We start from the raw sequence: 13,295 nt of genomic DNA, 5'->3' as shown, positions 1-13,295 counted from the left end.
CCACCCCCACGCCGCCGATGCCCACCATGGGGACCCGACGCCCACCGAACCACTGCCCCATGGGAATGAGGACGCTGGTGGCGGTCACCGAGCCTCCTTCGCGCAGCACCTTCAACTGGCCGTTCCCGGCTTCGACCTTCTGCCTCCAGGGACGCATCTCCTCGGGGGCCATCCCGAAGGCCTGGGAAACGATGTCCTCCGCCGCGGCGAGCTCCTGCTCCCCTTGTGGCGGGCCAAACTGCGATGTCGTCGGGTCCACGCTGGCCTCCTGCGTCATGGGGAGGGAGCCTAGGACAACCTCGCCCCGCTCGCTCCCCTGGCGTGCGAGCCCTCCGGCTGGACAGCGCGTTCTCAATGGTTACAGGGGGAGCATGAACGTCGATACCCCTCGGGAGACCCACAAGTTCCAGGCGGAGATCAACCAGCTCCTGAACCTGGTCATCAACTCCCTCTATAGCCATAAGGAAATCTTCCTACGCGAGCTCGTGTCGAATGCGTCGGACGCACTCGACAAGCTGCGCTTCCGCTCGGTCACCGAGCCCGAGCTGCTCGAAGGGGCCTCGGCCCTTGAAATCCATCTCATCCCCGATGCGGACAAGGGCACCCTCACCCTCGAGGACACCGGCATCGGCATGACGCATGACGAGCTGGTGAAGAACCTGGGCACCATCGCCCACTCTGGCTCTCGCGAGTTCCTGGAGCTGGTGTCCCAGCGCGGCCAGAAGGACGTCAACCTCATCGGCCAGTTCGGCGTGGGCTTCTACAGTGCCTACCTCGTCGCCGATCGTGTCGAGGTCGTCAGCCGGGCGGCCGGCAAGGACTCCCAGGCCTGGCGGTGGGCCTCGGATGCCAAGGGCTCCTTCACCGTGGAGCCCGCCGAGCGCTCCACACGCGGCACCTCCGTCACCCTCTACCTCAAGGAGGACCAGAAGGAGTTCCTCGACGAGTGGCGCCTGCGCTCGCTCATCACCCAGTACTCGGACTACGTCAACCACCCCATCAAGCTCCAGGTGAAGAAGACCACCGGCGAGGGGGACGCGCAGAAGACCGAGACGCAGCTCGAGGTGGTCAACAAGGCCAGCGCGCTGTGGCAGCGATCGAAGAGTGAGATCACCGACGAGCAGTACCAGGAGTTCTACAAGCACCTCACCCACGACTGGGAGGCGCCCCTCGCGTGGACGCACTTCCGCACCGAGGGCAACCAGGTCTTCACCAGCCTGCTCTTCATTCCCAAGCACCCACCGTTCGACCTCAACAGCCCCGACCAGCGCGGGGTCCGGCTGTTCGTCAAGCGCGTGCTCATCATGGACCGCTGCGAGGAGATGCTGCCCCAGTGGCTGCGCTTCGTGCGCGGCGTGGTGGACTCGGATGACCTGCCGCTCAACGTGTCGCGCGAGCTGCTCCAGGACTCGGCCGTGGTGCAGGCCATCCGCAAGCACGTGACCAAGAAGACGCTGGACATGCTGGAAAAGCTCGCCAAGGACAAGCCGGAGGACTACCGCACGTTCTGGCAGGGCTTCGGCACCGTCCTCAAGGAGGGCCTCGCCGTCGACACCGAGCACCGCGAGAAGCTGGGCGCCCTGGTGCGCTACGAGAGCTCGCGCGAGGAGGGTCTCACCTCGCTCGCGGACTACGTGTCCCGGATGAAGGAGGGCCAGGAGGCCCTCTATTACATCTTCGGCGAGTCTCGGAAGGCGGTGGTGGACTCCCCCCACCTGGAGGCCCTCAAGAAGCGGGGCTACGAGGTCCTCTACATGACGGACCCGGTGGACGAGTGGGCCACCCAGGGGCTGCGCGAGTTCCAGGGCAAGCCGCTGGTGTCCGCGATGCACGCGGACCTCAAGCTCAAGGAGACGGACGAGGAGAAGCGCGAGAAGGAGCAGCGCGCCAAGGGACTGGGGCCGCTCGCCGACCGCATGAAGGAGGTGCTCAAGGAGCAGGTGCGCGAGGTGCGGGTGTCGGATCGCCTCACGGACTCGCCCTGCTGCCTGGTGGTGCCGGAGGGCGGCTCGCACGCCTTCGTGGAGCGGCTGCTGCGCGAGCGCGGCCGGAGCGTGCCGCGCACCAAGCGCATCCTGGAGGTCAACCCCACGCACCCCGTCATCGAGCACCTGCGCACGGTGACCGAGAAGGAGGCCGGCTCGGCCCAGGTGACGGAGTGGATCGAGCTGCTCTACGACCAGGCGCTGCTCACCGAGGGCAGCAGCGTGGAGGATCCGAACCGCTTCGCGCGGAGGATGACGGCGCTGATGACGCAGGTGGCCGCGCAGGGCTCGGGCAACCCCACGCCCACGGGCGCGGTGGCCTCCGGGCCGGAAGTGCCGACAGCCGAGACTCCGGTTCCGCGCAACTGAAGCGCCTCGGGTAGGATGGGGACGGATGCCGCGTGTCCCCATCGCACCGAACGCCCTCGACGAGGAGGCGCTCGTCCATCAGTTCCCCGGTCTCGACCGGCGCGCTCTCGGTGCCTTCTACACGCCCGCTCCACTCGTGGAGCGCACGCTGGCCCTCGCCCTCGCGTACGCGGGCGAGGAGCCGCTCGCGGTGGTGGATCCCTCCTGTGGCGCCGGGGCCTTCCTCGCCGCCGCGGCCCACGCTCGGCCCCAGGCGTGGCTCGGCGGCCTGGAACTCTCCCCCGAGGTGGCCCGTGCCTGTCAGGCTCGTGTCCCTGGCGCGGACATCCGCGTGGGCGATGCGTTGCGCGGTGGGCTCTCGCCCCTGCTGGAGGGCCTTCCCTCGGGTCACCACGAGGTGTGGGTGGGCAACCCGCCCTACAACGGCACCTCCTCGCTCTTGAAGGACCGCGACGCCTACGCCCGCCTCCGCGCCCTCCTCCCCCTCGCGCTCCCTCCCGGCACCAGCCTGCGCGATGACTTCGCCTTCTTCCTCCTGCTCGCCTCGCACCGGCTCTCCTCGCGCCCGGGCGTGCTCGCCTTCATCACACCCTCCAGCCTCCTCGATGCCTTCCTCTATGCGCCCCTGCGGGAGGCACTGCTGCGGGCGTTGACGCTGCGCGAGGTGGTGGACCTGGGACCAGGGGCCTTCGCTGGGACTCAGGTGCGCACCTGCATCACCGTGTGGACGTCGCCCCCGGAGGCACGGCGGGTGAGCCCCGTGTTCTCGGGCAGTGGTGCCCGATCGGTTCCGTTTACTCCCGAGGCCCCCGAGTGGCGGCTCGCTCCGACGTCTCCCGAGGCCTCCGCGCTCGATGTTCGCTGGCGCACCGAGGGCGAGTCCCTCACCACGCTCCTCCCGGTGAGCCTCCCGGGCGTGAAGACCCGCTTCGATGAGCTGCTGGTGGATGAGGACCCGCGGCGGCTCCTCACCCGCCTCGAGGACTTCGCGCGCGCTCCGCTAGAGGCGCTCGGCGACTTCGCCCGTGCCCATGGGATTCCCGAGGCCCTGTTGCCCAAGCTGCACGCGTTGAAGGAGGGCCCTGCCTTCTCCGTGGACCCGGCCCGCGTACGTCCCTTCTTCCGCTATGCCGGGGCGCGCCATCGCGGCACCCTCCCCCCCGAGGCCCGCGCCTTCTGCTACCTGGATCGGCGCCTCATCCCCCGAGGCGATCACCGGCTGCGCGGTCCGTGGGATCCACACCGCGGTGCGGTGAAGCTCCTTTTCAACGTGCGCGAGCTGCCGCTCTCCGCCGCGCTCCTGGAAGAAGAGGGCTGCGTGCACGACCACCGGCATGCCCGCTTCGCGCCCCTGCTCGTCCCCCAGCGCGTGCGCGACGAGGGACTCGACATCACCCGCGTCACGGGCTCGGAGGACGCCCTGGGCCCCCTCGTACCCAACCTCTCGCCACGAGGCCTCGTCTGGGCGGAGCGGCTCGGCGGACCGCTGGCCGCCTACCGGGCGATCGTCCGCTTTCTCAATGGCCCCGAGGTTCAGCTGCACTGGGCCCCCGTGTACGGGGCCTCGCGCGTGGTGCCCGTCCCCCTGGCTGCTCTCCAGCCTTGAGGAACCTACCCGGAACATTAGTGTCCACCTTCACTCCCGATCCGGAAGTCCGGAATCGGGAATTCCCGTAGCGAAGGAGACACCACTCATGAAGACTCGTGCGCTGCTGACCGCCGCCGTCCTCTGCCTTGCTGGCCCCGCGTTCGCCCAGGGCAAGGCCCCCGCCGCCAAGGAGAAAGCCGCCGCCAAGAAGGAGGAGAAGGCCACCGAGAAGTCGGCCGAGAAGGCCGCCGCGGGCGCCCCCCTTCGCGCCGAGCTGAAGGACCAGAAGGGCCAGACGATCGGCGAGGTGACGCTCGCCGAGACGCCTCACGGCACCCTGGTGAAGGGTACCCTCTCCAACCTCCCGCCGGGCGACCACGCCATCCACATCCACGAGGCCGGCAGGTGCGAGGCCCCCTTCACCACCGCGGGCGGCCACCTCAACCCGGACAAGAAGAAGCACGGCATCCTCGTCGCCGAGGGCAAGCATGGGGGGGACCTGCCCAACCTCCACGTGGGCACCGACGGCAAGGTACAGTTCGACCACTTCGCCCACGGTCTGATGATGAAGGACCTCCAGGACCAGGACGGCGCCGCCGTCGTCGTCCATGCCAGCGGGGACGACTACAAGAGCGACCCCGCCGGTAACGCCGGCGACCGCATCGCCTGCGGCGTCGTGATGAAGCCGTAGGCTCACCCGGCGTTTCCCCAGGCCCGCGGTCGACGTTCAGGTCTTCTTGTCGGACTTCTGCCCCGAGGCCGTGGGCGAGGTGACGGAGTCGCCCGCGGGCGTGCCCGTGCTCGGAGCGCGCAGGTCACTCTCCGGGACGATGCCCTGGAGCGAGGGGGGCAGGCTCGTGGGGACGGACAGGCCCAGGCCCTCGGCCACCCGGCGACCATAGTCCGCATCGCTCCGGGAGAAGTGCCAGAGCATCCGCTCCTGGGTGTCACGGGGGCAGCGCTTCAGCTCTCCGACGAGGTTGGAGATGAGCTCGTCGCGCTCCCAGTCCTCGAACAAGCGGTAGCGCTCACCGGCCTGCTGGTAGTTGTTCTGCCGTTCGATCTGCTTCCGCACCAGGCGGCCCATGTGATGCGGCGTGTGCTCGGCACCGGCCGCTGGCGCCTCGCGGAGCCCGCCCAGGGCCGAGGGCTCGTAGTTGACGTGGGGATTGTGGCCCGAGGCCAGATCGCGCCCCTGGTTCATCTGTCCCCCGGTCTGGTGCGTGGCCACCGGCCGCTGCGGGGCGTTGATCTTCAACTGCAGGTAGTTGGCGCCCACCCGGTAGCGCTGCGTGTCCGAATAGGAGAACGTCCGCCCCTGGAGCAGCTTGTCGTCGGAGAAGTCCAGACCATCCACCAGCACGCCGGTGCCGAAGGCGGCCTGCTCGACCTCGGCGAAGTAGTCCACCGGGTTGCGGTCCAGCACCATCCGGCCCACGGGCATCATCGGAAACTTGTCCTCGGGCCACAGCTTGGTCGGATCCAGGGGATCGAAATCCAGCTCGGGGTGCTCCCCATCGCTCATGAGCTGCACGCAGAACTCCCACTCCGGGAACTCCTTGCGCTCGATGGCCTCGTAGAGGTCCTGCGTGCCGTGGTTGAAGTTCTTCGCCTGGAGTTGCTCGGCCTGGGCCTGGGTCAGGTTCTTCACGCCCTGCTTGGGGACCCAGTGGTACTTCACCAGGACGCCCTCGCCCTCCATGTTGACCCATTTGTAGGTGTTCACGCCCGAGCCTTCCATGTGCCGGTAGCTGGCCGGGATGCCCCAGGGGCTGAACAGGAAGGTCACCATGTGCGTCGCTTCGGGCTGGTGGCTGACGAAGTCGAAGATGCGGCGGGCGTCCTGCCGGTTGGTGACGGGGTCCGGCTTGAACGCATGCACCAGGTCCGGGAACTTCATGGCGTCCCGGATGAAGAAGACCTTGAGGTTGTTGCCCACCAGGTCCCAGTTGCCATCCTCGGTGTAGAACTTGACGGCGAAGCCGCGCGGATCCCTCAGCGTCTCCGGCGAGTGGCCCCCGTGAACCACGCTGGAGAAGCGGACGAAGACCGGCGTGCGCTTGCCCTTCTCCTGGAAGAGCTTCGCGCGGGTGTACTTGGAGATGGGCTCCTTGCCGACCGTGCCGTAGGCCTCGAAGTAGCCGTACGCCCCGGCGCCACGGGCATGCACCACCCGCTCGGGGATTCGCTCCCGATCGAAGTGGGTGATCTTCTCGAGGAAGTGGTAGTTCTCCAGGGTCGTGGGGCCACGGCTGCCCACGGTGCGCACGCTCTGGTTGTTGGAGACCGGATGTCCCTGGCGCGTGGTCAGGGTCCCCTCCCGCGCCTCCTTGGCCCGTTCAGCGGGGGCGCCATGGCCGGTACCGCTGGATAGCTGCTGGATCAGCGCGTCGTCCGTCTTCCTGTTCATCCGTACTCCTGCCGAGCGAGAAGGGGCCTCACCGTGTGTACGCCTCCTGCTGAAGGCAACCGTCCCACGGGGCATTGGACCGCCGTCATTGACAGGTCGCGCACCGGCCGAGCGGCGAGAGTAGGCGCACTGACAGTTCCACCGGGTGCCTACCGTTCACATGCCGTCTTTCCCAAGGAGCCGTGCATGGAAACCACGCCCACCCCTGAGACGAAGACCCCCCGCCAGCCAGTGCCCGTCCCGACCCCGGTGCGCGAGAGCCGCAAGGGTCTTTGGGACAAGAGCGCCGCGGCTGGAATCCCCGCCCAGCCCCTGCTGGGCCGACTGCCGCTGAGCCGCCGCCTCCCGCAGGACATCCACTCGCTGCTGGACTACCAGGGCGCGCTCACCGTGGCCGGAGCGGGGTTGATGTCCGGCTCGAAAATCGCCTGCACCGCCGGATTGGCGTTGGGGCTCTCGGGCGCGGGCGTGTCGCTGCTCACCGACTACCGGATGAGCCTCAAGAAGCTCATCCCCATCGAGGTGCACGAGGTCATCGACTACGTGTGGAGCTTCAGCGTCATCGCCGCGCCCTTCGTCTTCGGCTACTCGCGGCGCAGCAAGCTCGTCACCCTGATGCACGTCTTCGTGGGAGCGAGCACCATCCTCGGCTCGCTCTTCACCGACTACCGGGCCCAGACTGGCGTGCAATGGGGCAAGGGGCGCAGGACCGACCTCGGCCCCGTGGGCGGCTGAGCCCCTCGCGCTCGTCACCCTCCCGCGCGCGCCTTCATACAGGCGCGACAGGCCAGACCGTCCCGCAGGGCCTGGCCTTCCCGCAGGGGCTTGTACTGGCCACACTCGATGCACTCGAAGGTGCCCGCGGGAGCAGCGGGTGGTGTGGCCTCCTCGGTGTCCTCGATGGGCGGCGGGGGCGGCCTGGGTGGCGCGGGGACCCGCTGGGAACGCGGGGGCCGAGGAGCAGGCACGGCCTGGGCAGGAGGAGGCGCGGCGGGACGTGGCGTGTCAGCGGGTCGCGGAAGACCGGAGCGCGCGGGGGAACGGCTCGGCTCCCCGACACCGAGCTGAGTCAGCTCCCCGGCGTCGAGGAACATGCCGTGGCAGGCCGAGCACACCTCGACGGAGATGTCGGCGGGGAGCATCGCGGGCGTCATGAGGATCCGGCACTCCACGCAGGTGCGCGTCGTCATGCCGCCGATGAGCCGGTGCTGGGCGGACGGGCCGAAGGCGTGCTGGATACGACCGCTCGCGCCCCAGCAACCGCCGCAGTGTGAACAGCGGGCCAGCTCGAGCCCGACGCCGGAGGGCGTCTGGACGGAGAAGGCCTGGAGGGATTGCGTGCAGCGGGGACACTTGCTCTCGGACACCATGCGTCGGAAATCCTATCCCAGGACGGGGCCCAGGGATGCATCGTCTTGAGCGGGTCGACAGAACAACTTTGCCGTCGAGTCGCGGATGAGCCGACGAGCAACCCTGTGCTGTGGTGACGTCCTCGGGCCGGCACCGAAGCGCGGCGGCTGCAGCCAGGACGCCCTCCGCGGAACGGGCGGCGCGGGTCTGTTCTACTGCTTCGCGGCGGACTAGACGCGGCCTCGCCCGTGGCCACATGCCTATCCTCGAGGCCGTGCCTGGTCCCTCTCCCAGGGAGAGGGAAAGGGGGCGCGGGGAGCGTTCCTAGATTCATTGGGAACGCCCGAATCACATTCCCGGCTGGATGCCCTCTAACCGGATGAGGTGGTGCTCATGAGCCAGCCCGACAGGAATGATCTCTCCATCATCCCCATGGCATCTCCCAACTTCGACTGTCGGAGGTACCGGAAGGTCGTGGCCATCGTCCTGCACGGCACTGGCTCGAACGACGGTCTCGAGCAACTGACACGGCTGCGCAACCCGGCCTCCCGGGCGAGCGTGCACTATCTGGTGGAACGTGACGGGCAGATCTATCAACTCGTCGCTGATAAGGACCGTGCCTGGCACGCGGGGCCGTGCAGGCTGCACGGGAGGGTGATCGACATGGACGAGCACTCCATCGGCATCGCCGTCGTGGGGGACGGCCGCGAGGACCCTGCCTACACCCGAGCCCAATACGACAGTCTGAGAGACCTCGTGTCCATGCTGATGGAGGAGTACGGCACCATCCCGCCGCGGAACGTGGTGCGTCACCGGGACGTGGCCGTGGGCCGTGGGGATGGCCCCTCCACCGGCTTCGACTTCGATCTCGTCATCCACGAGGTGGTGGAAAGGCGGCAAACCAAGGCCGAGGCGCCGAACGACCTGACGGCCTCGGAGCAGGCCGCCAGTCAAGCGGGGATGGAGCTTCCGCCCGGAGCTTCATGAGAGCGTGGCGCCGGGGTGGCTCGTCTGGCGCAGGGTGACCCACTCCCAGGCCTTGAAGCTGTGCTGCACCTGGAGCGGCTCGAGGTCGGGATAGCCGAGCAGCCACTTCTTGGTGCTGGTGGTGAACGGCCCATCGGGATCTCGAATCGATTGGGAGAGGTGCTCGCAGGCGTGCCGGCCGAGGGCCTGAACGCCATGCGCGTGCCGGCAGAGTTCCTGGAGGCGCGCGATGGCCTCCTCCTGGGCCTTGAGCTTCGTATCGAGCGTCTTCAGCACGCGCAGCCTCGCGAGGGGCACCCGCATCAGCGCATCGAGTCGCTGGTGGGTGACCATGAGCAGCCCCAGGAGCGCCCTTTGGGTCGCCTGGTGCCTCGTATCGTGGGTGAGCAGGAAGACCCGCGCCTGGGTCAGCAGCGCGTACAGGGCCTGGCCGCGCGCGTGCAACTCCTCGACCTTCGGAGCGGGCGAGCGCGAGTCCTTCCCGGGCTTGAGCAGCTGCTCGTACCGCTGGAGGAGCTGGTCCAGCGCCACCTCGAGTTGGACCTGAAGGGCCTGGGCCTGGTGCCTGTCGGGACTGTCAGGGGTGGGCGGCCAGAAGCGGCTCACGTTTCCACGCTGCTCCCAGAGACGGTCAACCCGCGTGAGCGCGCAGAGCCGCGTCCGATAATACTGGAGCTCGATGAGGCGGCGGCGCCGGACGATGCGCCGGCGCGCGGAACGGCTCTCGGCTGGCAGCAGCTTGCCGGATTCGAGGATCTTCTCCATCAGGGTGTTGGCCGCCTCGAGATTCGCGACGACAATCCCCCGGGGGTTGGTGTTCTCCGCGGGAAGAAAAGGCCTGGAGGCGTCTTTCTTGTAACCGTCGAAGGCCGCATGAGCGTGCTCCCCCGCATCCTGGAAGAGCGCGGAGAGTTGCTTGAACCCACCCAGGGCCTTGCCGATGGGCTTCTGCGCCTCCTCACCCTTCCCCAGCTCGGGCGCGAGCCACACATCGTTCTCCGGGGCCCTCTTCGTTGGAAGCTCCAGGAGCCTGGCGCCCATGCAGACGGAGTAGAAGCAGGCCAGGTGGTAGTTGGCGGTTCCCAGCCAGTTGGGGCGGATCCGCGCGGCCAGGGACGCATGACGGGCCACCCTGCTCATCTGGTACTGGTACCACCGCTTCTGGAGCCCGATCGGTGGGTGGGACAGCTTCCAGTGGAGATAGGTCAGGTGCCAGCGCAGGCGGTGGCGGACCGGAGCATGGGCGAGGGGCCTGTCCTCCTGAAGGTACTTCCGGCTCTTCTGGTACTGCTCCTCGAGGTCCTTGAGCTGCTGCCACTCGGCGCAGCCCCGGGCGGCCCGCATGGCGAGCTGGAGGTCGCGCCGCTTCTGGGGAGGACTCATCAGGGTCTGCCAGAAGAGACGGCGATCAACGGTGCTCCGCAGACACCGCCTCAGGACCTCCCAGCGTCCGAACAGGATGAGCTGCTTCAGGGCCCTGGCGCCCATGTTGAGCAAGGCCCGCTCCAGCCGTCCGGTATCCTTCTCCCCGAAGATGATGGGTTGTCCGTGCTTGACCCTCAGCGGCCTGCTCCGAGGCATGTCTCCTGGCTGCCCCCATTCGCGCTCGGGCCGGGTCGCATGCTGTTGGAGTCGCAGTTGCCGCTCGATGAGCCTGCTCGGCAGGGTCGGTCTGCGCAGCCTCTGGGCCAACCTGCCCTCGAGTGCGACCAGCAACCGCTGGCGGGGAGTCATGGCGCCGGGCTCGTCCCCCAGGTGGCCCGACCCGGAACCGTCCGACTCGTCCAGCCGCCTGGCCCAGAACGTGGCCGAGCGACAGGTGGAAGCCAGGCGGACCTTCGCGACGAGCAGGTGCGGGTAGCGCTCGCAGACCTGGAGGTAGATTTCGATGGCGCCCACGTAGTCGCCACAGGCCTCGAGGGCCTCGGCGAGATGCAGGCGCACCATGGCACTGCCCAGGCTGTCCCGCGCGGCCTCCTCCAGGAGCTCGCGCGCGTCCTCGGCGCTGGTCGACGCATTCGCGGAGTACGCGTGGAGCTTCTGGACTCCCTGGTGGTACTTCCAGAGCGCCGAGCCATCACCCTCTTCCCAGTAGTTCCATTCCGGAAGCACCCGGCACTCTTCGATGGCACGCTCCACGGCACAGTAGGCCGCCTGCTCGACGGCCCTCTCGAGGCTGACCTCGCTGGAGATGGTGCGCGCCATGAGGGTGCGGCCGGTCCGCAGGTCGACCATGTTGACGCGGATGCCCCACGTATCGGCCCCGGGGCCCTCCGTGTGGAGCAGGGTGCCCGTGATCTCCAGTCCCGAGGGAGGAAGGATGAAGCGCATGACGAAGGCCACGGCCCGGGTGAGCCAGTGGTTGTCCTTGACGGACTGCTGCTCCACGAAGTCCTGCCAGTATTCCAGGGCACCGCCTGGCAGCGCGGACGGGTTATGCGGGGTCTGCCGGTGGAGGCACTCCCGCATGAGGTTCTCCAGGTCGGGGCGGGTCTTCGGCTTTCCGTCCGGGTCCCGGTTCTCCTCGATGCTGGCGACGCGGATGGGCTGAAGGGCCCGGCGCAGGTTGATCTGATCCAGCCAGCTGAAGCCGAGTAGAGCGATCACACCGAGCACGGCGGCGCTGATGAGGTCCAACCGGATGTCCTCGCGATGAATGGAGGGGCCGAGAATCCGGGTGGACAGCCGCTCGCTCACCACCTGGGGAAGGCTGGACCGGGACTCCTCCAGGCGGGCAGGTCCCGGGCCGCCGGGCTCCGCGTGGAGCGCCACCCCCAGGAGCACGGACACCACGGCCAGCAGCGCGAGGCCATGAAAGAGCCGGCGTGAGAAGGCGAGTGCCGCGAGGAAGAGCAGGAAGAAGAGGACGAAGAGCGTGGGGAACCAGGGCCAGAGCCAGTCGAGCGGGCCCAGGAGGGGAATGCGCTCGGTCAGCCAGCACCAGACCTCGTCATGATCGCTCCAGAGCCAGTTCGTGCCATGGACGAGCCCGACGAAGAGCCCCACGATGCAGAGCAGGAGCACGCCTCCGATCACCAGGTGGGGCCAGAGCAGGGCGGTCACGCGGGGAAACCTGCCGGAGAGCCAGGGCCAGACCCACCACAGTACGGCGAGCGCCACGGTGCCACCGACGGCCAGCAATGGAAGGAGGGGGCGCACGGTTTCGAGGACGGAAGTGGGTGGCAAGTAGAGACCCTCCTTGGAGAGAGGGCCGGGCTCCCGGCTGCCAGGGCGCGCGAGGCTGGGCACACCCCCACGACGTGAAGTTCAGGAGGGTGTCAGGCCATGGCAACCCAGAAGCGGACAGGCCCTCCAATGCCGCTTCGTGTGGAAGGCGGGCCCGTCGGCATGGCTGGCTCGGCCGCACGGCCCCCCTCCCGCCCGTCGAGCCTGACCCCGCCTCCGTCCTTTCCTCCCACCGCCCCGAGAGCTATGCAGCGGGGAGATGAAAAACGCCGAGAGCGCCCAGAAACCACAACTACCGTCCGCAACACCGCCCTGCGCCTTGTCGCTGGACGAGGTGCGCCAGTGCACACACCTCCTCGAGGCGATCGCCCAGGACCGCCTCCTGCTGGCGAATCTCCCCGAGTCGGATCGGATCGCGTTCCTGGCCGCCGCCGGCCGCGTGGTGCATCCGGATCGCGACACGAAGTCGCGGCTCGCGAAGGCGCTGAGGCGGGACCGGAGGCAGACGAAGCTCAAGCACGACCGCGACATCCGCGCGACGACCGAGATCCGCTCACTGCGCCGTGCCGCCGTGTTCACGGCGCCGCAGCTTCCCCCTCCGCCCACCGAGGGCCCGGAGCGGATCCTCGAGATTCCGCGCAGATGCTACGTCTGCAAGGCGGAGTACCGGAAGCTGCACTTCTTCTACGACACGATGTGCGTCGAGTGCGCGGACTTCAACTACGCGAAGCGGACGCAGCGGGCGCCGCTGTCCGGGAAGGTCGCGCTGATCACCGGCGCGCGCGTGAAGATCGGGTATCAGGCGTCGCTGATGTTGCTCCGCTCGGGTGCGCGGGTGATCGCCACCACCCGGTTTCCGAAGGACGCGGCACAGCGCTACGTGCGAGAGCCCGACTTCGCGGCGTGGTCGCATCGGCTGCACATCCATGGCCTCGACCTGCGGCACGCCCCCAGCGTCGAGCTCTTCGCGCGGCACATCGAGCAGACGCACCACCGGCTGGACATCCTCATCAACAACGCGGCGCAGACCGTGCGCCGTCCGCCCGGCTTCTACGAGCACCTGCTGGAGGGCGAGCTGCGCCCCTTCGACGAGCTCCCGGCGGAGACGCGCCCGCTGCTCGCCGGGCACGAGGAGTGCGTCGCGGCGGTGCGCCCCGCCCTCGGTGGAGGCGGCGTCGACACCTCGACGCTCGTGCCCACGTGGCACAGCAGCGATCCCGCGCTCGGCATCCACTCGTCCGCCGCGCTGTCGCTGCTCCCGTACGTCCTCGAGCAGGAAGGCGACACGAGCGCCCTCTTCCCCAAGGGAAGGCTGGACGCGGACCTGCAGCAGGTGGACCTGCGGGAGATGAACTCCTGGCGGATGAAGCTCGCGGACGTTTCGACGGCCGAGATGCTGGAGGTCCACCTGGTGAACGCG

Annotated in this window: 10 protein-coding genes; 6 read left to right on the top strand and 4 right to left on the bottom strand. The window is 68.5% G+C overall.

The window, feature by feature from the left end; genetic code table 11:
* Positions 1-259 (bottom strand): GNAT family N-acetyltransferase (locus VF794_RS15445; protein WP_331111108.1); only part of this gene is annotated, 259 nt, incomplete at its 3' end.
* 112 nt (positions 260-371) lie between these two features.
* On the opposite strand from VF794_RS15445, the gene htpG reads away from it, so the two are divergent.
* From htpG to VF794_RS15430, 3 genes are all read left to right on the top strand, one after another.
* Entirely contained in the window at positions 372-2,354 is a 1,983-nt protein-coding gene (gene htpG / locus VF794_RS15440) for a molecular chaperone HtpG (protein ID WP_331111106.1), read from the top strand.
* Between the two features lie 25 nt (positions 2,355-2,379).
* The gene (locus tag VF794_RS15435) at positions 2,380-3,960 is read left to right on the top strand and encodes an N-6 DNA methylase (RefSeq protein ID WP_331111104.1); all 1,581 of its coding nucleotides are present in this window, start codon (positions 2,380-2,382) and stop codon (positions 3,958-3,960) included.
* Between the two features lie 88 nt (positions 3,961-4,048).
* Complete coding sequence (locus VF794_RS15430; protein ID WP_331111102.1) at positions 4,049-4,633, top strand: superoxide dismutase family protein; 585 nt, start codon at positions 4,049-4,051, stop codon at positions 4,631-4,633.
* Between the two features lie 36 nt (positions 4,634-4,669).
* On the opposite strand, the gene VF794_RS15425 is transcribed toward VF794_RS15430, so the two are convergent.
* A complete protein-coding gene (locus VF794_RS15425; RefSeq protein ID WP_331111100.1) occupies positions 4,670-6,352 on the bottom strand; it encodes a catalase in 1,683 nt (560 codons plus the stop codon).
* Positions 6,353-6,538: 186 nt separating this feature from the next.
* Here VF794_RS15425 and VF794_RS15420 point away from each other — a divergent pair, with 186 nt between their 5' ends.
* Positions 6,539-7,087, top strand: coding sequence for a hypothetical protein (locus VF794_RS15420; RefSeq protein ID WP_331111098.1), 549 nt, complete (start codon positions 6,539-6,541; stop codon positions 7,085-7,087).
* Positions 7,088-7,101: 14 nt separating this feature from the next.
* On the opposite strand, the gene VF794_RS15415 is transcribed toward VF794_RS15420, so the two are convergent.
* The gene (locus VF794_RS15415; RefSeq protein WP_331111097.1) at positions 7,102-7,722 is read right to left on the bottom strand and encodes a zf-TFIIB domain-containing protein; all 621 of its coding nucleotides are present in this window, start codon (positions 7,720-7,722) and stop codon (positions 7,102-7,104) included.
* A 373-nt stretch (positions 7,723-8,095) separates the two neighbouring features.
* Here VF794_RS15415 and VF794_RS15410 point away from each other — a divergent pair, with 373 nt between their 5' ends.
* Positions 8,096-8,689 (top strand): N-acetylmuramoyl-L-alanine amidase, encoded by a 594-nt coding sequence (locus VF794_RS15410; RefSeq protein ID WP_331111095.1) that lies wholly within the window; start codon positions 8,096-8,098, stop codon positions 8,687-8,689.
* Here the strand turns inward: VF794_RS15410 and VF794_RS15405 are convergent.
* Complete coding sequence (locus VF794_RS15405) at positions 8,684-11,875, bottom strand: hypothetical protein (protein ID WP_331111093.1); 3,192 nt, start codon at positions 11,873-11,875, stop codon at positions 8,684-8,686. The genes VF794_RS15410 and VF794_RS15405 overlap by 6 nt on opposite strands.
* 259 nt (positions 11,876-12,134) lie before the next feature.
* Between VF794_RS15405 and VF794_RS15400 the strand changes: the two genes are divergently transcribed.
* The coding region (locus tag VF794_RS15400) for an SDR family oxidoreductase (protein ID WP_331111091.1) at positions 12,135-13,295 on the top strand (1,161 nt) is incomplete at its 3' end.

This window comes from Archangium sp. (genome assembly GCF_036389735.1).
In the GTDB taxonomy this organism is placed as follows: domain Bacteria; phylum Myxococcota; class Myxococcia; order Myxococcales; family Myxococcaceae; genus Archangium.
This window is presented reverse-complemented; position numbering and strand designations above follow the sequence as displayed.